The organism is Nocardioides sp. NBC_00163, assembly GCF_045206295.1.
Taxonomy (GTDB): domain Bacteria; phylum Actinomycetota; class Actinomycetes; order Propionibacteriales; family Nocardioidaceae; genus Nocardioides.
Genome location: NZ_CP108155.1, coordinates 3568290 through 3589302, shown reverse-complemented (window position 1 = coordinate 3589302; position 21013 = coordinate 3568290). Strand labels below are relative to the sequence as shown.

General features: G+C 69.2%; 25 protein-coding genes. 7 read left to right on the top strand and 18 right to left on the bottom strand.

The features are described from left to right. Positions 1 to 67: 67 nt before the first annotated feature. The 11 genes from nuoF to OG801_RS17195 all read right to left on the bottom strand — a co-directional run bounded on the left by nuoF (position 68) and on the right by OG801_RS17195 (position 9131). The gene (nuoF, locus tag OG801_RS17245; RefSeq protein ID WP_406030022.1) at positions 68 to 1381 is read right to left on the bottom strand and encodes an NADH-quinone oxidoreductase subunit NuoF; all 1314 of its coding nucleotides are present in this window, start codon (positions 1379 to 1381) and stop codon (positions 68 to 70) included. After that, entirely contained in the window at positions 1374 to 2120 is a 747-nt protein-coding gene (gene nuoE, locus OG801_RS17240; RefSeq protein ID WP_406030020.1) for an NADH-quinone oxidoreductase subunit NuoE, read from the bottom strand. Before nuoE ends, nuoF begins: the two co-directional genes overlap by 8 nt. Further along, complete coding sequence (locus OG801_RS17235) at positions 2117 to 3430, bottom strand: NADH-quinone oxidoreductase subunit D (RefSeq protein WP_406030018.1); 1314 nt, start codon at positions 3428 to 3430, stop codon at positions 2117 to 2119. Before OG801_RS17235 ends, nuoE begins: the two co-directional genes overlap by 4 nt. Beyond that, positions 3427 to 4065, bottom strand: a complete 639-nt coding sequence (locus OG801_RS17230; RefSeq protein WP_406030016.1) for an NADH-quinone oxidoreductase subunit C — start codon at positions 4063 to 4065, stop codon at positions 3427 to 3429. Before OG801_RS17230 ends, OG801_RS17235 begins: the two co-directional genes overlap by 4 nt. After that, the gene (locus tag OG801_RS17225; protein ID WP_160025681.1) at positions 4062 to 4616 is read right to left on the bottom strand and encodes an NADH-quinone oxidoreductase subunit B family protein; all 555 of its coding nucleotides are present in this window, start codon (positions 4614 to 4616) and stop codon (positions 4062 to 4064) included. Before OG801_RS17225 ends, OG801_RS17230 begins: the two co-directional genes overlap by 4 nt. Before the next feature lies 1 nt (position 4617). Beyond that, entirely contained in the window at positions 4618 to 4974 is a 357-nt protein-coding gene (locus OG801_RS17220) for an NADH-quinone oxidoreductase subunit A (RefSeq protein ID WP_008356428.1), read from the bottom strand. Between the two features lie 208 nt (positions 4975 to 5182). Continuing rightward, positions 5183 to 6250 carry a hypothetical protein gene (locus tag OG801_RS17215; RefSeq protein WP_355020670.1) on the bottom strand — a complete coding sequence of 356 codons (1068 nt, stop codon included), beginning with the start codon at positions 6248 to 6250 and terminating at the stop codon, positions 5183 to 5185. 193 nt (positions 6251 to 6443) lie between these two features. After that, positions 6444 to 7094: an HD family hydrolase gene (locus tag OG801_RS17210; protein ID WP_406030014.1), complete on the bottom strand. Its 651-nt coding sequence runs from the start codon at positions 7092 to 7094 to the stop codon at positions 6444 to 6446. A 27-nt stretch (positions 7095 to 7121) separates the two neighbouring features. Continuing rightward, complete coding sequence (locus tag OG801_RS17205) at positions 7122 to 7802, bottom strand: ankyrin repeat domain-containing protein (protein WP_355020672.1); 681 nt, start codon at positions 7800 to 7802, stop codon at positions 7122 to 7124. A 19-nt stretch (positions 7803 to 7821) separates the two neighbouring features. Continuing rightward, positions 7822 to 8511, bottom strand: a complete 690-nt coding sequence (locus tag OG801_RS17200) for a demethylmenaquinone methyltransferase (protein ID WP_355020673.1) — start codon at positions 8509 to 8511, stop codon at positions 7822 to 7824. 38 nt (positions 8512 to 8549) lie between these two features. Next, positions 8550 to 9131 (bottom strand): hypothetical protein, encoded by a 582-nt coding sequence (locus tag OG801_RS17195; RefSeq protein WP_355020674.1) that lies wholly within the window; start codon positions 9129 to 9131, stop codon positions 8550 to 8552. Between the two features lie 105 nt (positions 9132 to 9236). Here OG801_RS17195 and OG801_RS17190 point away from each other — a divergent pair, with 105 nt between their 5' ends. Genes OG801_RS17190 through OG801_RS17175 form a run of 4 tightly spaced genes read left to right on the top strand, consistent with a single transcriptional unit; the run spans position 9237 to position 11923 of the window. Next, positions 9237 to 10487: an isochorismate synthase gene (locus OG801_RS17190; protein WP_355020675.1), complete on the top strand. Its 1251-nt coding sequence runs from the start codon at positions 9237 to 9239 to the stop codon at positions 10485 to 10487. Between the two features lie 9 nt (positions 10488 to 10496). Beyond that, the gene (locus OG801_RS17185; protein WP_406030012.1) at positions 10497 to 10988 is read left to right on the top strand and encodes a hypothetical protein; all 492 of its coding nucleotides are present in this window, start codon (positions 10497 to 10499) and stop codon (positions 10986 to 10988) included. 24 nt (positions 10989 to 11012) lie between these two features. Continuing rightward, positions 11013 to 11645 carry an MBL fold metallo-hydrolase gene (locus tag OG801_RS17180; RefSeq protein ID WP_355020677.1) on the top strand — a complete coding sequence of 211 codons (633 nt, stop codon included), beginning with the start codon at positions 11013 to 11015 and terminating at the stop codon, positions 11643 to 11645. After that, entirely contained in the window at positions 11645 to 11923 is a 279-nt protein-coding gene (locus OG801_RS17175; RefSeq protein ID WP_406030009.1) for a YciI family protein, read from the top strand. The genes OG801_RS17180 and OG801_RS17175 overlap by 1 nt, the downstream gene beginning before the upstream one ends. Before the next feature lie 36 nt (positions 11924 to 11959). Here the strand turns inward: OG801_RS17175 and OG801_RS17170 are convergent, their stop codons facing one another. After that, positions 11960 to 12796, bottom strand: coding sequence for a GH25 family lysozyme (locus OG801_RS17170; protein WP_406030007.1), 837 nt, complete (start codon positions 12794 to 12796; stop codon positions 11960 to 11962). A 221-nt stretch (positions 12797 to 13017) separates the two neighbouring features. On the opposite strand from OG801_RS17170, the gene OG801_RS17165 reads away from it, so the two are divergent. The 3 genes from OG801_RS17165 to OG801_RS17155 are packed head-to-tail and all read left to right on the top strand — an operon-like array spanning position 13018 to position 14422. Next, positions 13018 to 13374 carry a metalloregulator ArsR/SmtB family transcription factor gene (locus OG801_RS17165; RefSeq protein ID WP_355020680.1) on the top strand — a complete coding sequence of 119 codons (357 nt, stop codon included), beginning with the start codon at positions 13018 to 13020 and terminating at the stop codon, positions 13372 to 13374. Beyond that, positions 13371 to 13859 carry an SRPBCC family protein gene (locus tag OG801_RS17160; protein WP_406030005.1) on the top strand — a complete coding sequence of 163 codons (489 nt, stop codon included), beginning with the start codon at positions 13371 to 13373 and terminating at the stop codon, positions 13857 to 13859. Before OG801_RS17165 ends, OG801_RS17160 begins: the two co-directional genes overlap by 4 nt. 14 nt (positions 13860 to 13873) lie before the next feature. Continuing rightward, positions 13874 to 14422 carry a maleylpyruvate isomerase family mycothiol-dependent enzyme gene (locus OG801_RS17155; protein WP_406030003.1) on the top strand — a complete coding sequence of 183 codons (549 nt, stop codon included), beginning with the start codon at positions 13874 to 13876 and terminating at the stop codon, positions 14420 to 14422. 1 nt (position 14423) lies between these two features. On the opposite strand, the gene OG801_RS17150 is transcribed toward OG801_RS17155, so the two are convergent. The 6 genes from OG801_RS17150 to OG801_RS17125 form a co-directional block, all read right to left on the bottom strand. Further along, positions 14424 to 14768: a hypothetical protein gene (locus OG801_RS17150; RefSeq protein ID WP_406030001.1), complete on the bottom strand. Its 345-nt coding sequence runs from the start codon at positions 14766 to 14768 to the stop codon at positions 14424 to 14426. Positions 14769 to 14803: 35 nt separating this feature from the next. After that, positions 14804 to 16408, bottom strand: a complete 1605-nt coding sequence (gene menD / locus OG801_RS17145) for a 2-succinyl-5-enolpyruvyl-6-hydroxy-3-cyclohexene-1-carboxylic-acid synthase (protein WP_406029999.1) — start codon at positions 16406 to 16408, stop codon at positions 14804 to 14806. Between the two features lie 11 nt (positions 16409 to 16419). Next, a complete protein-coding gene (locus OG801_RS17140) occupies positions 16420 to 17388 on the bottom strand; it encodes an o-succinylbenzoate synthase (protein ID WP_406029997.1) in 969 nt (322 codons plus the stop codon). Beyond that, positions 17385 to 18425: an AMP-binding protein gene (locus OG801_RS17135; RefSeq protein WP_406029995.1), complete on the bottom strand. Its 1041-nt coding sequence runs from the start codon at positions 18423 to 18425 to the stop codon at positions 17385 to 17387. Before OG801_RS17135 ends, OG801_RS17140 begins: the two co-directional genes overlap by 4 nt. Positions 18426 to 18571: 146 nt before the next feature. Continuing rightward, positions 18572 to 20515 carry a peptidoglycan DD-metalloendopeptidase family protein gene (locus OG801_RS17130; RefSeq protein ID WP_406029994.1) on the bottom strand — a complete coding sequence of 648 codons (1944 nt, stop codon included), beginning with the start codon at positions 20513 to 20515 and terminating at the stop codon, positions 18572 to 18574. Between the two features lies 1 nt (position 20516). Further along, positions 20517 to 20984 carry a hypothetical protein gene (locus OG801_RS17125; RefSeq protein ID WP_355020688.1) on the bottom strand — a complete coding sequence of 156 codons (468 nt, stop codon included), beginning with the start codon at positions 20982 to 20984 and terminating at the stop codon, positions 20517 to 20519. Between the last annotated feature and the right edge of the window lie 29 nt (positions 20985 to 21013).

Genomic DNA, 21013 nt, shown 5'->3' with positions numbered 1-21013 from the left:
GTAGGACTATCCGGTCGTTCTGATAGGGCGAGTAGTCCTACGAACAGCGTGTTACAGCTCGCGCAGCTCATCGCGGCCCCTCCGCCCATGCAGTCGAGTCGGCCGCGTTGAAGGGGCAGCCGCCCTGCTCCAAGTGGGCCAGGTACTCGTCCCGGAAATACTTGATCGAGCTCGTGATCGGGCTCGTCGCACCATCACCGAGCGCGCAGAACGAGCGGCCCAGGATGTTGTCGCACTGGTCGAGCAGCAGGTCGAGGTCCTCGGGCTTCCCGTCACCCTTCTCCAGCCGCTCCAGCACCTGCACCAGCCACCACGTGCCCTCACGGCACGGCGTGCACTTGCCACACGACTCGTGCTTGTAGAACTCCGTCCACCGCAGCACCGCGCGCACCACGCAGACGGAGTCGTCGAAGATCTGCAGCGCGCGGGTGCCGAGCATCGAGCCGGCCGCATGCACGCCTTCGAAGTCCAGCGTCACGTCCAGGTGCTCCTGGGTGAACAGCGGGGTCGAGGAGCCGCCCGGGGTCCAGAACTTCAGCTCATGCCCTTCGCGTACGCCGCCGGCCAACTCGATCAGCTTGCGGAGCGTGATGCCGAGCGGCGCCTCGTACTGACCCGGCTTCTTGACGTGACCGGAGAGCGAGAAGATGCCGACGCCGGCCGACTTCTCGGTGCCCATGCCGGCGAACCAGTCGGCGCCGTTCTTCACGATGGCCGGCACCGAGGCGATCGACTCGGCGTTGTTGATCACGGTCGGGCTCGCGTAGAGACCGGCGACGGCGGGGAACGGCGGCCGCAGCCGCGGCTGACCGCGGCGCCCCTCGAGCGAGTCGAGCAGGGCGGTCTCCTCACCACAGATGTAGGCCCCGGCACCGGCGTGCACGACCAGCTCGAGGTCGTAGCCGGAGCCGTGGATGTCCTTGCCGAGGTGGCCGGCGGCGTAGGCCTCGCGGACCGCCGCCTGCAGCCGCCGGATCACGTGCAGCACCTCGCCGCGTACGTAGATGAAGGCACGCTCCGCGCGGATGGCGTAGGAGGAGATGATCACGCCCTCGACCAGGGTGTGGGGCGAGGCCATCATCAGCGGGATGTCCTTGCAGGTGCCCGGCTCGGACTCGTCGGCGTTGACCACCAGGTAACGCGGCTTGGGCTTCTCGGGGTCGGGCGGCGGCAGGAAGCCCCACTTCACCCCGGTCGGGAACCCGGCGCCACCGCGACCGCGGAGCCCGGAGTCCTTGACCATCGTCTGTACGTCCTCGGACGCCATCCCGAGCGCGACGTCGAGTGCGTCGTAGCCGCCCTGCTCGGCGTAGGCGGGCAGGGTCCAGGCCTGCTCGTCGGCCCAGTTGGCGGTCAGCACCGGGGTCAGAGTGTCAGTCATCGGACGCCTCCTCGGCGATCGTCTCCGACTCGGCGCGACGGGTGTCGGCCACCTCGACGGCCTCGGGCAGCTCCTCCGGCAGATCGGCAGAGCCATGGGTATCCCCGGGCGCGGCCCAGCTTCGCTCGCGGGCGATCTCCAGCCCGACAAGTGACGCCGGCCCGGCCGCAGGACCCTCGTCGACGAGCCCGTCCTCGAAGCCGGCGAGGACCCGCTCCGCCTCGCGCCAGCTCGTGATCCGCGCGCCGCGGGAGGCCACGACCTCGCGGCCCTCACGGAGGTCGTCGACCAGCTGCGAGGCCGACTCCGGGGTCTGGTTGTCGAAGAACTCCCAGTTGACCATCACCACCGGCGCGTAGTCGCAGGCCGCGTTGCACTCGATGTGCTCGAGCGTGATCGCGCCATCGGCGGTGGTCTCGTCATTGCCCACCTCGAGCTTCTCGCGCAGGCAGGCGAAGATCTCGTCGCCGCCCATGACCGCGCACAGCGTGTTGGTGCAGACGCCGACGTGGTGGGTGCCGACGGGATGACGCTTGTACATCGTGTAGAACGTCGCCACCCCGCTCACCTCGGCCGGGGTGAGGCCCAGGACCTCGGCGCAGGCGTGGATCCCTTCGGGCGTGACCCGGCCCTCGACCGACTGCACCAGATGGAGCATCGGGAGGAGCCCGGAGCGGGCCTGGGGGTAGCGAGCGGCGATCTCGCGCAGCTCGTCGTAGGTCTCAGCAGCAAGCGTCATCGGTCGACGCCTCCCATCACCGGGTCGATGGACGCGATCGCCACGATCACGTCGGCAACCATGCCGCCCTCGGACATCACGCTCGTGGCTTGAAGGTTGGTGAACGACGGGTCCCGGAAGTGGACCCGGTAGGGCTTGGTGCCGCCGTCGCTGACCACGTGGGCGCCGAGCTCTCCGCGCGGCGACTCGATCGCGACGTACGCCTGGCCTGCCGGCACCCGGAAGCCTTCGGTCACCAGCTTGAAGTGGTGGATCAGGGCCTCCATCGACTCGCCCATGATGTGGCGGATGTGGTCGAGGGAGTTGCCCTGGCCGTCGGGACCGACGGAGAGCTGCGAGGGCCAGGCGATCTTCTTGTCAGCCACCATGACGGGGGCACCGTCGAGATCCGCAAGCCTCTTCAGAGCCTGCTCCATGATCCGCAGCGACTCCCACATCTCGGCCAGCCGGATCCGGAACCGACCGTAGGAGTCGCAGGTATCCCAGGTGATGACCTCGAAGTCATAGTCCTGGTAGCCGCAGTAGGGCTGGGTCTTGCGCAGATCCCACGGGTAACCGGTCGCGCGCAAGATCGGGCCGGTGAGCCCGAGCGCCAGACAGCCCTCCAGGTCGAGGTGGCCGACCTGCTCCAGGCGGCCCTTGAAGATCGGGTTGGCGTTGCACAGCGCCGCGTACTCCTCCAGGCGCTTCTTCATCAGCTCGATGAACTCGGTCACCCGCGCGACGGTGCCCTCCGGCACGTCCTGGGCGATGCCGCCCGGCCGGATGTAGGCGTGGTTCATCCGCAGGCCGGTGATGAACTCGAACAGGTCCAGGCACAGCTCACGCTCGCGGAACCCGATCGTCATCACGGTCAGCGCGCCGAGCTCCATGCCACCGGTCGCGATCGCCACCAGGTGGGAGGAGATCCGGTTGAGCTCCATCAGCAGGACCCGGATGACGTCGGCCTTCTCCGGCACCTCGGCGCCGATGCCGAGCAGCTTCTCCACCCCGAGGACGTACGCCGTCTCGTTGAAGATCGGGGACAGGTAGTCCATCCGGGTGACGAACGTGGTCCCCTGCGTCCAGGACCGGTATTCCATGTTCTTCTCGATGCCCGTGTGCAGGTAGCCGATCCCGGCACGTGCCTCGGTGACCGTCTCGCCCTCGAGCTCGAGGATCAGCCGGAGCACCCCGTGCGTCGAGGGATGCTGCGGGCCCATGTTGACGACGATCCGCTCGTCCTTGACGTCCTTGAGGGCGTCGGTCAGCTCGTCCCAGTCCTGGCCGGTGACGGTGAACGTACGTCCCTCGTCTTCTGTGGTCGTCATGAGTAGCTCCTCCGGGTGTCCGGCGGCGGGATCGTCGCGCCCTTGTATTCCACCGGGATCCCGCCCAGCGGGTAGTCCTTGCGCTGCGGGTGGCCCGGCCAGTCGTCGGGCATCAGGATCCGGGTCAGTCCGGGGTGGCCGTCGAAGACGATCCCGAACATGTCGTAGGTCTCGCGCTCGTGCCAGTCGAGCGTCGGGTAGATGCCCACCGCGCTCGGCACGTGCGGGTCCTCGTCGGGAGCCGAGGTCTCCACCCGCACCCGGCGGTTGTACGTCATCGAGAGCAGGTGGTAGACCGCGTGCAGCTCTTTCCCCTGGTCAGAGAGGTAGTGCACGCCGGAGACGCCTGAGCAGAGCTCGAAGCGCAGCTCGTCGCGGAGCACCTGCAGGGCCTCGAGCAGCCGCTCGCGGCGCACGTGGAAGGTCAGCTCGCCGCGGTGGATGACCGCCTCTGCCTCGGTGAAGGCGAGGGCGTCGGCGATCTCCTTGAACCAGCCGCCGTAGGGCTGCACCCCGACGTCGCTGGTGCGGCTCGGCATCGCGTGCTGGCGGGTGAGACCGCCGTAGCCGCTGGTGTCACCGGTGTCCTCGACGCCGAACATGCCACTGTTCTGGCCACTGTTCTGGTCGTTCACCTCAGGAGTCCCGTCTGGTCGATCAGCGGCAGCTGGCGCAGCGCCGCGGTCTCGTTGGCGACCTCCTCGCGCTCGGCGTTGACGCCCAGCGAGCCGCCCTGGATCTTGTCGTGGAGCTTGAGGATCGCGTCGATCAGCATCTCGGGACGCGGCGGACAGCCGGGGAGATACATGTCGACGGGCACGATGTGGTCGACACCCTGGACGATCGCGTAGTTGTTGAACATCCCGCCGCTGCTGGCGCAGACGCCCATCGCGAGCACCCACTTCGGCTCGGGCATCTGGTCGTAGATCTGGCGCAGCACCGGCGCCATCTTCTGGCTCACCCGGCCCGCCACGATCATCAGGTCGGCCTGCCGCGGCGAGGCCCGGAAGACCTCCATGCCGTATCTGGCCAGGTCGTACTTCGGTCCGCCGCTCGTCATCATCTCGATGGCGCAGCAGGCCAGTCCGAACGTCGCCGGCCACAGGCTCGCCTTGCGGAAGTAGCCCGCCAGACCTTCGACCGTGGTCAGAAGTACGCCGGAGGGAAGTTTCTCTTCGAGACCCATGTCAGTCCCAGTCCAATCCGCCGCGGCGCCACACATAGGCGTACGCCACGAACACCGTCAGCAGGAACAGGCCCATCTCCGCGAGGCCGAACCATCCCATCGCGTCGAACCTGACGGCCCACGGGTAGAGAAAGATGATCTCGATGTCGAAGATGATGAAGAGCATCGCGGTGATGTAGTACTTCACCGGGAAGCGACCGCCCAACGCCTGTGGCGTGGCCTCGATCCCACACTCGTAGGGATCCGCCTTGGCCTGGTTGGCGCGGCTCGGTCCGACGACCGAGCTCATGATCACCGAACCGACCGCGAAGAGCGTCGCCAGTCCCGCCAACGCGAGCACCGGCACGTAGAGCTCCATCTCGCCTCCTACCCTGAGCGACCCACCCCTTCTTGAGACTTTGTGAATGGAATCACAATGTGGGCCAACTCACATCCTGCCACTCCTGTGACGGAATGCAAGTGGGTTGCCGAAATGGCGCGCGGCACTTTCCCGCCATGGTGGGAAAGTGCGCCGACATCCGGTGGCAAACGCCCGCACAATCACGCCATGGCGGGGTTGTGGCGGCTCAGACTTGGGCGCTGACAGCCGGCACCGGCGTGTCGAGAAAGGCTCGGGGGATCACGATGATCCGCTTCTCGACATCGGTCAGCGACGCCGGCCTGCCATCGGGACCGACCTGCACCATCTCGTACGTCACGGTGTGCTTGGTTATCCGGCGCAGTTTCAGCCATCCCGGGGGCCAGGCAACGCTTCCCCACGGTCCCTGGACCTCGAGCCACTCGCCCACCGAGCCGGTGACGGTGGCACCGACCGGATACATCCCCGACATCCGCCCCTCGCCGGTGAGCAACCAGGAGAGTGGGCCGAGCGCCATCATCACCGTGATGAAGATCGCCATCGTGTTGGAGCCGCTGGCGAACTGGATTGGGATGTTGATCCCGACCGCGGCCGGGAACAGCCATGCTGCGATGCCGAACTGCGCCCGCAACCATGCCCGGACTAGCCGCCACCGCAAGACCCGATCGACGACGACCGGCACCCCGGCCATCGGGGTCTCCGCAGGCTCCCGACTCGACCCCTTCGCCAACTCACGGCTGATCTCCGACCCGATGAGTTGGGCCGGGAAGTCGACCGACCGCGCCTGCTCATCCGGACCCCCCGGAAGATACATCGGTACGGCCAACGCGCTCCGGCCTCTCTGCCGACACCGCACGAACACCGGTCCCACCTCGACCTGCGTCAGCCGGGACCACGGGTAGAAGGTGAGTCGGCGGAACGTACGCACGCCCAGCCCCGCCTCCGTCGCCCATGCCGTCAGCGTGGCGCCGACAGGGTAATCGCGCTTCACCCGACGCGGCATCGTCGACAACGGCAGCGTCAGCATCAACGCCAGGAAGGCGGTCCCGATGGTGAGCGTGATCCCCAGCTCGATGGCCTGGCCGACAGGTCCCAGAGCCGGATCATGCATGCCGAACCAGAACGAACCGGTCACCAGAATCGGCAGGACCAACCCCAGGATCCAGTACGCCCTGCTCCGCAGCCGCAGCCTCACCATGGCCCACTTGAGGCGCCGCTGATCGTCGAGCGTGACGGTCCAGACCGTCACCGATCCCGGCACCACGTCTGCGTCCACGAACGGCCCTCCTCAGCATCCCGCAGTCCAAAGTCGCCGCAGCGTACTGGATACCCAGGAGGGAATATCCACGTTTGCCGATGACTCGATGGGACCGCCGGAGCCCAAGCGCGCAGAAACCTGCCGAGTCGGCCCGTCCTCACCCGAAATCTCGCCGAGTCGGCTCGTTGTAACGAGCCGACTCGGCCGATGGTCAGTCGGGATCAGGGCGAATCCAGCCCTTGGCGAGACCCGCACGCACGAGGGCGTCGGTGGCGGCGCCGAGGGTGGTCGAGGCGGCGACGACGCCGGCCTCCCGGGCACGTACGCGGGACTCGGTGGCGCCGGGCATGCTCCAGGTGCCGCCGCGGTTGAGCCAGTTGAGGAGCATCGGCTCGAGGCGGTCCATCGCCTTGCAGAAGCGTGCCTCCGGGGTCTGGGCGGCCTCGAACTCGTCCCACAGGGCACGGATCTCACCCGCCTGATCCGACGGCAGCATCGTGAAGAGCCGCTCGGCGGCAGCGATCTCGCGCTCGACCTGGTCGACGACCGCGGCGGCGTCGAAGACCGGGCTGTCGCCGGCGTAGATCTCGACCATGTCGTGGATGATCACGAGCTTGATCGCGTGCCCGACGTCGATCGGCTCGTCGGCGTACTCCGCGAGCAGCAGCACCATCAGCGCCAGGTGCCAGGAGTGCTCGGCGTCGTTCTCACGCCGGTCGGCCGCGGCCAGCGGCGAGGCGCGCAGGATCGTCTTGAGCTTGTCGGCCTCGGCGATGAACTCCAGCTGAGCCCGCAGCCGGCCGCCTATCTCGTCCGGGAGCGGGTTCAGGTCGATGATCAGGTCGGCAGTCGAGTCGTCCATGGGACGACCTTCGCATGCCGTTCAGCGTCAGCGGGCGGGGAGGGCGGGAACGGCGCGCTTGGAACGGCTCACGTAGGCCGAGCCCTCCGGGCCGACGACGGCGTAGGAGTCGCCCATGCGGGAGTTGTACTCCAGGTGAGCACGGCCCCAGAACATGCCGATCCGGATGCCGCCGTACATCCCCGGGGCGGTGAACCAGGCCTCGTCGGGGCCGCCCTCCTCGGAGATGAGCCGAACGTCGAACGTACGCAGCTGGTTCTCGCCGCGGAACTCGGCGGTCAGCTCCGCGAGCGTCGTGTTCACGTGGAGGTTGACGTTCTCGAGGTTGTCCCCGAGCGGGGTGCCGGGGCGGAAGTAGGGGTCGAGCATGTCGAGCAGGTGGTCGTGACCGCGCCGCTTGGCGAGCTGGTAGGGCGTCTCACCGTGGGCGGTGGGCAGGGACCTGACCCCACCCAGCGAGAGCAGCTCCTGGACGGTCTCGCGCGGGGCACCGAGGTAGGCGGCGTGGTGGAGCGGCGTGAACATCGACTCACCGCCGATCTTCCAGGTGTTGACGCCGACGGTGTAGTCGTTGCGCACCTGCGAGAGCGCGCGGCGCCAGTCGCCCTGTGCGGCCGCGTCGGTGAGTGAGTCCCTGGCCTTGACCGCTGCGGGCCCGTAGGCCTCGCGAGGCATCAAGATGCCGTCCCATGGCAACGTCGTGGTCATAGTTGAACTTTCGCAGAGATCAAGCGGTTGCGTGATGAAGTGCGACGATTCCACCCGAGAGGTTCGTCCAGGTCGGAGCCTGCCAACCTGCCGCGGAGAGCATGGCGGCGAGGCCTGCCTGGTCGGGCCATGCGCGGATGGACTCGGCGAGGTAGACGTAGGCGTCCGGGGAGGACGATACCGCCCGAGCGACCGGCGGCAACGCCTTCATCAGGTATTCCACGTAGATCGTCCGGAAGGGCTTCCAGGTCGGGTGCGAGAACTCGCAGACCACGATCCGGCCGCCGGGGCGGGTGACCCGGCGCAGCTCACGCAGGCCGGCCGCCGGGTCGACGATGTTGCGCAGGCCGAACGAGATCGTCACCGCGTCGAAGGTCGCGTCGCGGTAGGGCAGCTTGGTGCCGTCGCCGGCCGTGAACGGCAGGTGGGGCTTCGCTTCCTTGCCGACCTGGAGCATCCCGATCGAGAAGTCGGTCGGAACCACCTCGGCACCCGCGTCCAGGAACGGCTGGGACGAGGTGCCGGTGCCGGCGGCGAGGTCGAGCACGAGCTCGCCCGGCTTCGGGTCGACAGCCTTGATGACCTCGCGTCGCCAGCGTCGGTCCTGGCCGAGCGAGAGTACGTCGTTGGTCACGTCGTAGCGCTTGGCCACGGCGTCGAACATCCGACGGACCTCGCCGGGCTGCTTGTCCAGATCTGCTCGGGTCACGGGCTGATTCTGTCTCGGGTCGGTGTCCGGAACCGAACTCAGGCGAGCTTCTCGAAGATCTCGTCGGCGTACTTCGCCGCGTCTTCCTTCGAGGCAGCGGTCGCCTGGACGGTCAAGTCGTTGGACGCGTGAGAGCAGGTCGCCTGGGTCTGACCGGTCGACTGGTCGGCGCTGGAGTAGCAGACGTTGTCGCGCACCTTGGAGACCTCGCCACCGCCGTAGTAGGCGCTTCCGTCACCGGCGAAGGCGCGGATCATCACGGACTTCTTCATGTCCTCGGTGATGTAGGTGCGCGAGGCCATCGAGAACCCGAGGGCGTCGGACACGTTGCGGTCCTCCGTCTTCGAGCTGGCGGCGTTCTGCTTGATGAACAGGTCCAGCTGCTCCTCGGACGCGCCCTGCTTCTTGATCACGTCGAGGTCGTAGGAGGACTTCTCGTCCGCCGGCTTGTAGCCGCCCGACAGAGTCTCCGGAAGCGTGATCTTCACGCCCGAGTGTGATTCGGAGTCGCCAACCCACCGTGGCAGGCCAACGCCCAGCACGACGAAGAGGGCCAAGGCGATGATGCCGAGGGTGATGCCGTTCTCTGCGATGAACGACTGCTCTTTGTTGGTACTCACGCCAGCGCACGCTACAACCCACATGGTCATATATGGCAACCCGGGGCGGATGCCATACATCACTTCGACTCGTCCTGGCCGACACCACGCCGATACCCTGGGGGTGTGAGTGAGTCTGAGCAGCCGTCCCTGGTAGCCACCACCGTGGCACTCGATGCCGGGTCGGAGACGCTCGACGACCTGCTCGCGCTGCTGCCCGCCCGCCGGCGCGTTCTGTCCTGGGTCCGCCACGGCGAGGGCCTGGTCGGATGGGGCACAGCCGCCGAGATCCGTACGTCCGGACCGGAGCGGTTCGCGCACGCGGCCAAGTGGTTCGAGGAGCTGGCGGCGGTCTCCACGGTCTCCGATCCCGTGCGTGAGCCCGGCACCGGCCTGGTGAGCTTCGGCTCCTTCGCCTTCTCGGACCTGCCGGGATTCTCCGTGCTCAAGGTGCCCGCGGTCGTCGTCGGGAAGCGCGGCGACGTCGCCTGGGTGACCACCGTCGGTCCGGCCGCCACGCCCCCTCCTCCCCTGACTCCGATGCCGGAGCCGGAGGCGCCGCGCGACGTCGTCTTCGCCGATGCCTACGTCGATGGCGAGCACTGGATGCGGATCGTCGCCGACGCCGTCGCCCGGCTCCAGGACGGAGAACTCGACAAGGTCGTCCTGGCCCGCGACCTGCTGGCCGCGGCCAGCGCCCCGATCGACATCCGCGCGGTGCTGCGGCGGTTGGCCGCTGCGTACCCGACCTGCTGGACGTTCCACGTCGATGACCTCTTCGGCGCGACCCCTGAGCTGCTCGTACGCCGCGAGCGCGGCCTGGTCACCTCCCGCGTGCTCGCGGGCACGATCTGGCCCACCGGCGAGGAGAACCTCGACCACGCCCTCGCCGCGTCGCTGGCGGAGTCCTCGAAGAACCTCGAGGAGCACGAGTACGCCGCCAGGTCGGTCGCAGACGCGCTGGAGCCGCACTGCTCCTCGATGAACGTGCCCGACGCGCCCTTCGTACTCAAGCTCCCCAACGTGATGCACCTGGCCACCGACATCACCGGCGTGGCCAGCGACGGGGTCAGCTCGCTCGACCTTGCCGCCGCGCTGCACCCCTCGGCCGCAGTTGGCGGCACCCCGCGCGAGGACGCCGTCGCGCTCATCGCCGAGATCGAGTCGATGGAGCGCGCCCGCTACGCCGGCCCGGTCGGCTGGATGGACGCCACCGGCGATGGCGAGTGGGGCATCGCGCTGCGTACGGCCGAGATGATCGACGACCGCACCGCCCGCCTCTTCGCCGGCTGCGGCATCGTGGCGAGCTCCGACCCGGAGACCGAGCTGGCCGAGACCCAGGCCAAGTTCGTCCCCATTCGGGACGCCCTGTCTTAATCTCCGTTCATGGAGAACTCGGACGGCCTCATCCGCACAGCCCTGCGCGAGGGAGAGGAGAACGCCGACCGGCTGGCGCGGACGCAGCTGCTCACGATTCCGTTCCTGATCGTCGCGATGATCTCGGTGCCGGCCTACCGGATCGTCCACGACGACGGCGAGGACGGCGACAGCTACGGTTTCTGGTCGGCGATCGCGTGGTTGGGCGACCGGCCCGACGACGCCCCGGGCGCCTACAAGCTGCTGATCGTCGCCGCGGTGCTGACGATCCTCTTCGCCGTGGCGGCCGCAGCGATGGGTCTCTACTTCGCCTACTCCCGCAGCAACCACCCCGCCGTCGAGATCGGGATCGCGATCGTGTCGGGGACGCTGCCGAGCGCCATCGCCGTGATCGGCGTGGTCGCGCTGCCCGAGGACTCCGCGGTGCAGATGGGCTGGGGCGTACTCCTTCCGGTCTTCCTCGGCCTCTGGCTCGCCAACATGGTCCGCTCCGACGTCTAGAGGCCGCGCGATAGATTCGGCGGCATGAGGATCACGAAGTTCGGCCATGCCTGTGTCCGGATCGAGCACGACGGGGCGGTGGTGGTCGTCGATCCGGGCGTGTTCACCCAGCCCGAGGCGCTGGACGGCGCGACGGCGGTGCTGATCACCCACGAGCACCCCGACCACTACAGCCCGGCCCTCCTGGAGGGCAGCGACGCGCCGATCTACACCATCGGCGCGGTCGCGGCGCAGATCCAGAAGGGCGCACCCGCGGTGCACGAGCGGACCACGGTGGTGAAGCCGGGTGAGTCGTTCGACGCCGGGCTCCCGGTCACCGCGATCAACGAGAAGCACGCGGTCATCCACGCCGACATGCCCCACTTCGACAACTCGGGCTACCTGATCCAGGCCGGGGACACGAAGATCTTCCACCCGGGCGACGCGCTCGACGGCCCTGGCCAGGCCGTGGACGTACTCTTCCTGCCGGTCTCCGCGCCGTGGGCGCGCTCGGCCGAGCTGATCGACTTCGCCCGCTCCGTCGGCGCCTCCAAGACCGTCGCGATCCACGACCGGGTCTACTCCGAGTTCGGCTCCGGGGTGTTCGACACGCAGGCGGCCAACCTGATCCCGGCCGAGCGCGGCTACGTACGTCTCGCGGACGGGGCTGACCTCTGATGGCCATCGTCGTGGTTCTGTACGCCTACAACGACCTCCCCGACGTACGCGCCGAGCACCTCGGCGCCCACCGGGAGTTCCTGGCGAGCCAGCCCGGGCTTCGGCTCTCCGGCCCCACCTCCGACGGCTCCGGCCTGCTCGTCTTCGAGGGCGAGGTCGACGCGGTCGAGAAGGCCCTGGACGACGACCCGTTCTTCGCGGTCGGGCTGATCAAGGAGCGTCGCGTCTTCGAGTGGACCCCGGGCCTCGGCTCCTGGAAGACCCAGCTGGGTCTGTGAGGACCGGGGGTCCACCCCGGATCGGCGCCCGGAGGATCAGCCTCGGGCGAGCGCCTGCAGGCGGTCGTACGCGCCGTTGAACGTGTTCTGGTCCAACGGTGACGAGGTGTACTGCCAGAAGGTGTAGTAGCCCCAGCCTGCGGGCAGGGTGCCCGGCGAACTGGCGTAGCGCGCGATCCAGAGCGGGTGGGCGCTGGCGAACTGCGAGGTGTTGCCGGTGCATGTCGTCCACCAGTCGGTGGTCGTGTAGATGACCGCGTCGCGGCCGGTGCGGGCGCGGTAGCGGTCCAGGAACGCCGCGATCCACGAGCGCATCGAGGCCTGGGAGAGGCCGTAGCAGGTGCCGCCGCTGTAGGGGTTGTACTCGATGTCGAGCACCCCGGGAAGGGTCTTCCCGTCGGCCGACCAGCCGCCGCCGTTGTTGACGAAGTAGTCGGCCTGCGCCGCGCCGCCCGAGTCGGACGGGTTGGCGAAGTGGTAGGCGCCGCGGATGAAGCCCTGGTTGTAGGAGCCGTTGTACTGCTGCGGGAAGTAGGTGCTGTTCCGGTAGTAGGTGCCCTCGGTCGCCTTGATGTAGGCGAACCGCTTCCCCTGGCCCCACCAGTAGGCCCAGTCGACATTGCCCTGGTGGCCTGAGACGTCCATGCCGCTCACGGTCGCCTGAGCGGTGATCGGGGTGTCGTTGGCGGTGCCGCCCGTGGCCTTCGAACCGGGCGTCGACCAGCCGACGTACGCGCCGTGCTCCGACGTGACGCCGTGGGACCTCGCCTTCTGGGTGAGACGGCGGTCGTCCTTCTCGGCGGCGCCGGCGGACTGGGTCGGGGAGAGGGAGATGGCGAGGAGGAGACCGGCGGCTATTGCGGTCACTCTCATGGATCTGCGGCGCGAAGGACTCATGGGGCTAGGCCTTTCCTGTCGAAGCGGAGCCCGAGACAAACAGGCCCGAGGAGGAGACTTGCACTGGGAAACATCGTGCCGCAACCGATGTCCCTCGGGGAATGTTTTCTGGTAAGCAAGTTACTCAACCAAACGGTTGACAATGCCGTACGCGGGAGCCTAGCCTCATTATCAACCGATTGGTTGAGGAGTACGAGATGAGCGAGGACAGACTCTCCCGAGTCTTTGCGGCCCTGGCAGACCCGACCCGGCGCGACCTGGTCGCCCGGCTCTCGTCGGCCGATGCGACGGTCGGCGAGCTGGCGGCGCCTTACGACGTCAGCCTTCAGGCGGTCTCCAAGCACCTCAAGGTGCTCGAGGACGCCGGCCTGGTGAGCCGGGAGTCGCGGCGCGCGCCCGTACGTCTCGAAGCGGAGGTGTTCGACCTCATGACCAAGTGGATCGAGAGATATCAGCAGCAGGCCGAGGAGCGCTACCAGCGCTTGGACGCACTCCTCGCCGAGATGCAGGAAAGCACGCCACCACAACAATCACGAGCAGAGGACGCATCATGACCACCACGAAGCACGAGACCACGATCGAGGCCTCCAAGGAGACCCCGACGATCACCATCGTCCGCGAGTTCGACGCTCCCCCGGAGCTCGTCTTCCGCGCCCACGCCGAGAAGGAGCTGTACGCCAAGTGGCTCGGCCCGCGCGACATCGACATGTTCATCACCGAGTGGGACTTCCGCACCGGCGGCTCGTGGGCCTACTCCGCCGAGCGCGACGGTGACGAGTTCAGCCAGTTCTTCGGCAGCTTCCACGAGGTGCGCGAGAACGAGCGCATCGTGCAGACCTTCACCTGGCGCGGCGCACCCGACGGGGCCTCGCTGGAGTTCCTCACCCTCGAGCCGCTCCCCGGCGGCCGCACCCGGCTGACCGGCCTCAGCGTCGTGGAGTCCTTCGAGACCCAGGCCGCGATCATGGCCAGCGGCATGGAGAAGGGCGTCCTCCAGGGCTACGAGCAGCTCGACGAGCTCCTTGCGGAGCTCTCGTGAACACCGGTCTGAGCATGAGCGAGCAGCACGCGTACGACGCGGCCCGGTTCGCCGAGATCGTCGGCTCCGCCGCCACCGAGGACTGGGCTCGCCCCAGTCCGGTGGCGGCCTGGACCGCCCTCGACGTCGTCACTCACCTGGTCGAATGGGCGCGAGGATTCCTGATGGGATCCTCCGGTGTGGACCTGGCGCCGCTCGACGTCGCCGCGGATCCGGTCGCCGCCTGGAAGACCCACACCGCCGACATCCAGGGGCTCTTCGACGACCCCGCCGGCCGGATGATCTCCAACCCGCACATGGGCGACAAGCGGCTCGACGTGACGCTCTCCGAGATCTACACGCCCGACATCTGGATGCACTCCTGGGACCTGTCCCGCGCCCTGGGGCGCGACTTCGACCTCGGCGCCGAGCGTGCCGCGGCGATGCTCGCCGGCGCCGCGGCCATGGAGGACGCGATGCGCGCCTCCGGCCAGTTCGGTCCCAGGGTCGAGGTCCCCGCCGACGCCACCCCGCAGGAGCAGCTCCTCGGCTTCATCGGCCGAGACCCCTACTGGCGGGCCTGAGTCAGGACAGCGCCAGCGTCCCGACGCCCGAGGTGTAGTGAGTCGCGTACGTCAGCTGCACCGGCTCGGCGCCGGGCGCCAGCAGGACGGTGGCAGCCTGCTGGATGTAGTTGCCCTCGACGTGGACGCTGACGTGGCAGGCCCGCTCGGCGGGGATCTCGAAGGACACGGTGCCCCAGTAGACGACGTACTGCCGGCCGTCGATGCTCGCGATCGGCGGCAGCTTGCCGGGGTTGTTCGCCAGCATCTTGTTTCCGCTGGTCAGGTGGAGCACGAGGATGCGCTTCGCGCCGGTGTAGTACTCGACGTAGGGCACCACGCCCGGCCACTGTGGCTGTTCGGTCACGGGCACACTGTGCCATGGCCGACCGGGTCGGCGGCTCAGGAACGGGCGAGCGCGCGGATGGCCAGGTCGAGCTCCCGGCGGCCGTCCCGGGAGACCACTCCCTCGACGACCTCGATGCCGCCGTTCGGGGAGGCGAGGGCGGCCTCGAGCTCGGGCACGGAGGTGACCGCGAGGTGTGGGATGCGGTGGGCGGCGCAGAGGGCCTCCAGCGAGGTGCCGTGCGGGGTGCCGAAGAGGCGCTCGAAGCTGTCGGCGTAGTCGTCGGCGCCCTGCTCGAGGGAGGCGAAGATCGAGCCGCCGTCGTCGTTGGCGACGACGATGGTGAGGTCCGGGCGGACCTCCTCGGGACCGAGCAGCAGGCCGCCGGCGTCGTGCAGGAAGGTCACGTCGCCCATCAGCGCGAGCGCGCGCGTCGAGGACTCGCGCCCTGCGGCGGCACCGATCGCGGTGGAGACGATGCCGTCGATGCCGGCCAGGCCGCGGTTGGCCAACACCTTCCGGCGCCCGCCGACGCGGTTGGGCCGCATCATCAGGTCCAGGTCGCGTACGGGATTGGAGGGGCCGAGCATCAGCAGCCCGCCGTCGGGCAGGGCGCGGGCGACACAGCCGGCGACGTCGTACGCCGTCATCTCCTGCTGCTCGTGGAGCAGTCGATCCAGCTGGCGGCTGACCTCGCGATCCGCTGAACGCCACTCCTCCAGCCACGCCGGATCGGGCTCGCCCTCGACGTGGAGCCGGGTGCGGATCGTGCGGTCGACCCGGAACGGGCGCGCGGGCCAGACCCCCTCGACCGGGGCCGCGATGACCTCGATGTCGGCGCGGGCGAGCAGGTTGGTGACCGGCCGGGAGAGGGTCGGGTGGCCGTAGACGACGACCCGTTCGATCTGGTCGGCGAGCGGTGACTCGAGCAGCAGCCGGTAGGAGCGCAGCGCGTTGTCGCCGGTGCGCGCACCCGAGGACGGCTCGGCGAACAGCGGCCAGCCGCCGTCCTGGGCAAGGATCCGAGAGGGCGGGCCGGCGTCGTCACCGGCGACGACGACCGTGCGCGGCGTGCCGGGGCCGGTCGGGATCGACTCGTGGATCATCAGCTCCGGACGTACCGGCGCCGGACGGGCCTCGATCTTTGTCGGCTGCCACCGGTCGGGCGGGGTCAGCGGGTCGTCGAGCTGGAGGTTCCAGTGGACGGGGCCGCGTGCGGAGTCGAGCGCCGCGATGAGGTTCTCGTCGGGCGCCTCGGCCAGGTCGAGGGTCTCCACCAGCCGGCCGAAGATGCCGACCTGGTCGGTGACCTGGTTGGCGCCGGTCTCGCGGAGCCGCGCCGGCCGGTCGGCCGTGACGACGGCCAGCGGCACTCCGGCGTGAGCGGCCTCGAGCACCGACGGGTGCAGGTTGGCGACCGCGGTGCCGGACGTGCACATCACCGCCGCGCGCGAGCCGACCTTGGTCAGGCCGAGTGCGAAGAAGCCGGCGGAGCGCTCGTCGATCCGGGTGTGCAGGCGTACCAGCCCCGCTCGCGACGCGTCGAGGACGGCGAACGACAACGGTGCGTTGCGCGATCCGGGCGCGATGACGACGTCGGTGACCCGCGCCTCGAGGAGCGCGGTGACGACCGCCCGGGCAAGCTCAGTTGCGGTGGCCATGCGTGCTCTCTTCATCGGAGGGTGTCCCGGTAGGCGAGGACATCGGCCAGGCGCCGGCGCCAGAATTCCGTACGTTCCGGGGAGGCGCTCAGCGCCGGCTCGGCAAGCAGGCGCGTCGGCGCCGGTGAAGTCGAGAGCACGGGGAGCAGCCCGCCGTCCGGGAGGAGCGGGCTGGCGGCGATGTCCTCGGTGAACATCGAGATCGTGCCGAGCCCACAGGCGTAGGGCAGCTCAGGCAGCGCCGCCGCGAGCGCGATCCCGGCGGCCATCCCGACCGAGGTCTCCAACGCCGAGGAGACCACGCACGGCAGCCCGATGTCCTCGGCGATCCGCAGGCAGGCGCGCACGCCGCCCAGCGGCTGCACCTTCAGCACCGCCACATCGGCAGCCTCGAGGTTGCGTACGCGATAGGGGTCCGCGGCACGCCGGATCGACTCGTCCGCGGCGATCGGGACATCCACCTTGCGGCGTACGTCGGCGAGCTCCTCGACCGTGAGGCAGGGCTGCTCGACGTACTCGAGCCCGCCTGCGGCCCGGTCCAGAACCCCGATCGCGGCGAGCGCCTCGTCGACGGTCCAGAGACCGTTGACGTCGATCCGCACCTTGCCGGCCGGGCCGAGGGCATCCCGGACCGCCTCGACGCGGGCGATGTCGTCGGCCAGGCTCTGGCCCGGGTCGGCGACCTTGACCTTGGCGGTCGCGCACCCGGAGCGGGTCACGATCTCGTGGGCGCGCTCCGGACCGACCGCCGGCACGGTGGCGTTGACGGGCACGGTGTCGCGCACGGCCGTCGGCCAGTCCCCCGCGGCCGCCTCCTCGGCGCAGCGCAGCCAGGGCTCGATCTCGGGGGTGTCGTAGTCGAGGAACGGCGACCACTCGCCCCACCCGCCGGCCCCCTCGAAGACGAGGCCCTCCCGCTCGGTGATACCCCGGAAACGGGTGGTCATCGGAAGGGCGAAGACGTGTGGCTGGTCGGTCATCGCGCCTCCGCGTCATCGATGGTGGCCAGCGCGAGCAGGGCCTGCCGGTCGGGCTTGCCGTTGCCGAGGAGCGGAATCTCGTCGAGCGCGACGAGCTGTCGCGGCGCCCAGGAGCGGGGATGCTCAGCCGCGACCCAGTCGCGGGCGTCGGCGGCGTCGATGTCACCGACGACGAAGGCGACCAGCCGCTGGCCCCATTCCTCGTCGGGGGTGCCGAGGACCTCCGCGGCTTCCACGTCCGGGTGTTCGCGGAGCCTTCTGGCGACGAGCGCCGCCGGCACCTTCACGCCGCCGGTGATCACCATGTCGTCGATCCGACCGAGGATCCGGAGCCGGCCGTCCTCGTCCAGGGTGCCGGCGTCGGAAGTGAGGAACCAGCCGTCGACCAGGGAGTTCGCGGTCTGCTCGGGGTCGTCCTGATAGCCGTCGAAGAGCGTCGGGCCGCTGATCCGGACCCGGCCGTCGGTGCCGATCGCGATCCCGACCCCGTCCAGAGGCATCGCGTCGTAGACGCACCCGCCACAGGTCTCGGCCGAGCCATAGGTGGCGACGACGTCGACCCCGGCGTTCTCGGCGCGGGCGCGCAGCGACGGGTCGATCGGGCCGCCGCCGAGCAGCAGCGTGTGGAACCCGGCCAGCGCGGCGAGGTCGTCCCCGCCCGACTCGATGATCCGGTGCAGCTGGGTCGGCACCATCGACACGAACCGAGGACCGTCCTGCATCGCCGCCGCGGCCTCGGCGAAGGAGCCGTGGGCGGCGGCGATCACCGGCTCGTGGCCTGCCAGCAGCGAGCGGGCGATCACGTTGGCCCCGGCGACGTACGACTCCGGCAGCGTCAGCAGCCACTGCCCACTCGCGCCGACCCGTCGCGCCGACGCCGCTGCCGACGCCTTCACGGCCTCCCGGGAGAGCATCACTCGCTTGGGCTTGCCCGTCGACCCCGAGGTCTCCACGACCCAGTGCTCCGGCCCGCCTCCGGCGAGCCACTCGGCCATCGCGGCGACGGTGCTCTCAGCCCGTTCCACCGCGTCGTTCATGAGGTCAACGCTATCCCCTGCGGTAGGTGGGATCGCGCGGTGGGCTGGTGGGCTTCGTGCGGTGTAACACGCTGTTCGTAGGACTGTCCGGTCGTTCCAATAGGGCGAGTAGTCCTACGAACGACGTGTTACACGTGGCGCAGGCGCTACTGACCGCGGATGTTGAAGTCACCCACCAGGCCGTGGTGGTCGGAGTCCAACTTGAATGAGGCATGGCGGGTGGGGGTGGCGGTGGAGCTCGAGCCAAGGAGCCAGTCGATCGTGCCGCCACCGTCGTGGGTTGCCCAGCCCTGCGGGGGCGCGCCGAGGGTCTCGAAGGACGAGGTCATCCCGGCCTTGGTCATCAACGGCTTCGGGCCCCACGGATCCCCGTTGCCGCCGTTGCGCGGGTAGGGCGAGTTGAGGTCTCCGGCGACGAGGACCGGGCCGTACTTCTGCAGACCCTGCGCCAGTCCGGCGAGCTTCGCGAAGCCGCGCTGGGCCTCGTTCTTACGCGCCTGGGGGCTGTTGGCGGGCGAGGTCATCGTGTGGGTCGAGATCACCGAGATGCGCCCGGAGCCGTCGCTGCTGGCGAGGACCACCCAGGTGGCGTACCTGTTGTCGTTCTTGACGCCGGTGACCGGCTTGGTGAGCTGGACGGTGCCCTTGTCGACCGCCACCCAGCGGTCGGTACGCCACATGACGACCGGACTGAGGGCCTGGCTACGGGTGCCGTACTCGTCCGACGAGGCGCGGTAGGTGCCGTAGCCGCGTACCGAGAGGTCGGAGACCGACCGTGACTGGGCCTCGTTGAGGGAGACGAAGTCAGGTCCGTGCTTCATGACCTTGGCCAGGTCGGAGCGGTATCTCGAGCTGGACATGGAGACCTTGATGTTGGCCTGCGCCAGGCGCACCTGCGGGCCGGAGACGGCGGCCGGGGAGGCACCGACCTGCCCCGCGCCGGGCAGCCCGCCGACCTGCTTGGTCGTCTCGAGGGTCTTGCCGATGTTCTTGTCCAGCCAGGCCGCCGGGTCCACCTGGTCCTGCAGGTAGCCGCCGCCGTGCGGGTGCACCTCGAAGTGGAGGTGGCAGCCGGTTGAGTTGCCCTCGCTGCCGACCTGCCCGATGACCTGCCCGGCCTTCACCGTCTGCCCCGCGGCCACCGAGAGCGACTGCATGTGGCCGTACCACGTGGTCAGGTTCCCGGGCGCCGTCTGCACCTTCACCAGCCAGCGTCCTGCCCAGCCCCAGCTGCCGCCCGACTCCAGCACGATGGTGCCGCCGTGGGCCGCCTGCACGGGCGTGCCGCATGGCGAGGAGTAGTCGTTGCCGGTGTGCATGTTGGCCCAGTTGGAGCCGGAGTTGCCGTAGTTGTCGTTGTCGACCGCGAGGCCGGCCTGGATCGGGCGTACGACGCTGGTGCTGATCCCGGCCATGCCGATCGTGCACGCCACGTCGGTCGCGGTGGCCGTCAGGTCGGCGGCCGAGACCCCGTCGGCGAGCGCGGCGACGAGGGCTCGCGCCTCGTCCTCGTGCTGGGCGTACGCCAGCGGGAACGCCGACCGCTGCACCGCCTGCGCCGCCGCGGTGACCTGCATCTTGCGCCAGCCCGGGATGTCCAGGAGACCGGTGTTGCCGGTGTGGGCAGCCACGCCGTAGAACGCCTGGGCCGACTTGACCGGGTTCGTGATGTCGGCGACCGAACCCCAGCCGGAGACCGGGCGCTGCTGGAAGAGACCCTGCGAGTCGCGGTCGCCGTAGTCGAGGTTGCGAAGGGTGCTCTCCTGCATCGCGGTCGCGAGCGCGATCACCCACCCGTAGGCGGGCACGCCGGACTGCTTGCCGACCGCCACGATGGTCCGGGCGTTCTGGATCTGCTCGGTGTCGAACCCGGCGATGCTGCCCTCGGGGATCTCACCGTCCGGCCCCAGGTTGCCGGCCTGGATCGCGTTGGTTCCGCCGACACAGCCCGACTCGGCCTGGTCCTGGTTGCTCTGCTCGGTGCTCGCCAGGCCACCGATGAGGATCACCAAGGCACCCGTGACCACCAGGACGAGCGTGGCCGCCCCGGCCACGATCCCCCAGATCAGACGCGCCTTGAAGATCCACATGTCAGCCTCCGGGGAGGATGTTCGCGACGTACCAGACGTTATCGACCAGCGTCAGGTAGACGACGACCTTGGGACCATCCGTGGTGACCTCGACGCGTGCCTCCCCGTCGGTCTGCTCGAGTACCTTCGCCGGGCCGACCACCTTGGTCGCCGGCACGGTCGCCGGGTCTGTGGAGCCCAGGGCTTGGGCCAGTGACTCGTCGGGGCGGGCGGCGTTGATCCCGGCCCACCATTCGTCGGTGGTCAGGTCGGGGCGGGCCCAGGCGGTGACGAACTTGACCGCCAAGGGCGTCGGGTCCGGGACGGGTGCAGGCGACCCGCTCGCCGAGGCGCTCTGCTGCGCCGACGCGGAGCCCCGCTCGGGCTGCGCGGCCGGCTCGGCGTCGGGAGCGTCGCTCCACTGGGCGATGAGCCAGATGACGAAGACGATGCCGACAACCACCGAGAAGAACCGGAACGGCGACCTCATGGGCCACCTCAGCACCGGCGCGATGACCT

What these genes read in the sequence shown, in the direction of transcription:
- nuoF (WP_406030022.1), bottom strand. Translation starts at nt 1,381, where the DNA reads ATGACTGACACTCTGACCCCGGTGCTGACCGCCAACTGGGCCGACGAG.
- OG801_RS17185 (WP_406030012.1), top strand. Translation starts at nt 10,497, where the DNA reads ATGGAGAACTCGGACGGCCTCATCCGCACAGCCCTGCGCGAGGGAGAG.
- OG801_RS17155 (WP_406030003.1), top strand. Translation starts at nt 13,874, where the DNA reads ATGAGCGAGCAGCACGCGTACGACGCGGCCCGGTTCGCCGAGATCGTC.
- OG801_RS17170 (WP_406030007.1), bottom strand. Translation starts at nt 12,796, where the DNA reads ATGAGAGTGACCGCAATAGCCGCCGGTCTCCTCCTCGCCATCTCCCTC.
- OG801_RS17165 (WP_355020680.1), top strand. Translation starts at nt 13,018, where the DNA reads ATGAGCGAGGACAGACTCTCCCGAGTCTTTGCGGCCCTGGCAGACCCG.
- OG801_RS17235 (WP_406030018.1), bottom strand. Translation starts at nt 3,430, where the DNA reads ATGACGACCACAGAAGACGAGGGACGTACGTTCACCGTCACCGGCCAG.
- OG801_RS17175 (WP_406030009.1), top strand. Translation starts at nt 11,645, where the DNA reads ATGGCCATCGTCGTGGTTCTGTACGCCTACAACGACCTCCCCGACGTA.
- OG801_RS17125 (WP_355020688.1), bottom strand. Translation starts at nt 20,984, where the DNA reads ATGAGGTCGCCGTTCCGGTTCTTCTCGGTGGTTGTCGGCATCGTCTTC.
- OG801_RS17140 (WP_406029997.1), bottom strand. Translation starts at nt 17,388, where the DNA reads ATGACCGACCAGCCACACGTCTTCGCCCTTCCGATGACCACCCGTTTC.
- menD (WP_406029999.1), bottom strand. Translation starts at nt 16,408, where the DNA reads ATGGCCACCGCAACTGAGCTTGCCCGGGCGGTCGTCACCGCGCTCCTC.
- OG801_RS17180 (WP_355020677.1), top strand. Translation starts at nt 11,013, where the DNA reads ATGAGGATCACGAAGTTCGGCCATGCCTGTGTCCGGATCGAGCACGAC.
- OG801_RS17210 (WP_406030014.1), bottom strand. Translation starts at nt 7,094, where the DNA reads ATGGACGACTCGACTGCCGACCTGATCATCGACCTGAACCCGCTCCCG.
- OG801_RS17220 (WP_008356428.1), bottom strand. Translation starts at nt 4,974, where the DNA reads ATGGAGCTCTACGTGCCGGTGCTCGCGTTGGCGGGACTGGCGACGCTC.
- OG801_RS17130 (WP_406029994.1), bottom strand. Translation starts at nt 20,515, where the DNA reads ATGTGGATCTTCAAGGCGCGTCTGATCTGGGGGATCGTGGCCGGGGCG.
- OG801_RS17205 (WP_355020672.1), bottom strand. Translation starts at nt 7,802, where the DNA reads ATGACCACGACGTTGCCATGGGACGGCATCTTGATGCCTCGCGAGGCC.
- OG801_RS17135 (WP_406029995.1), bottom strand. Translation starts at nt 18,425, where the DNA reads ATGAACGACGCGGTGGAACGGGCTGAGAGCACCGTCGCCGCGATGGCC.
- nuoE (WP_406030020.1), bottom strand. Translation starts at nt 2,120, where the DNA reads ATGACGCTTGCTGCTGAGACCTACGACGAGCTGCGCGAGATCGCCGCT.
- OG801_RS17225 (WP_160025681.1), bottom strand. Translation starts at nt 4,616, where the DNA reads ATGGGTCTCGAAGAGAAACTTCCCTCCGGCGTACTTCTGACCACGGTC.
- OG801_RS17160 (WP_406030005.1), top strand. Translation starts at nt 13,371, where the DNA reads ATGACCACCACGAAGCACGAGACCACGATCGAGGCCTCCAAGGAGACC.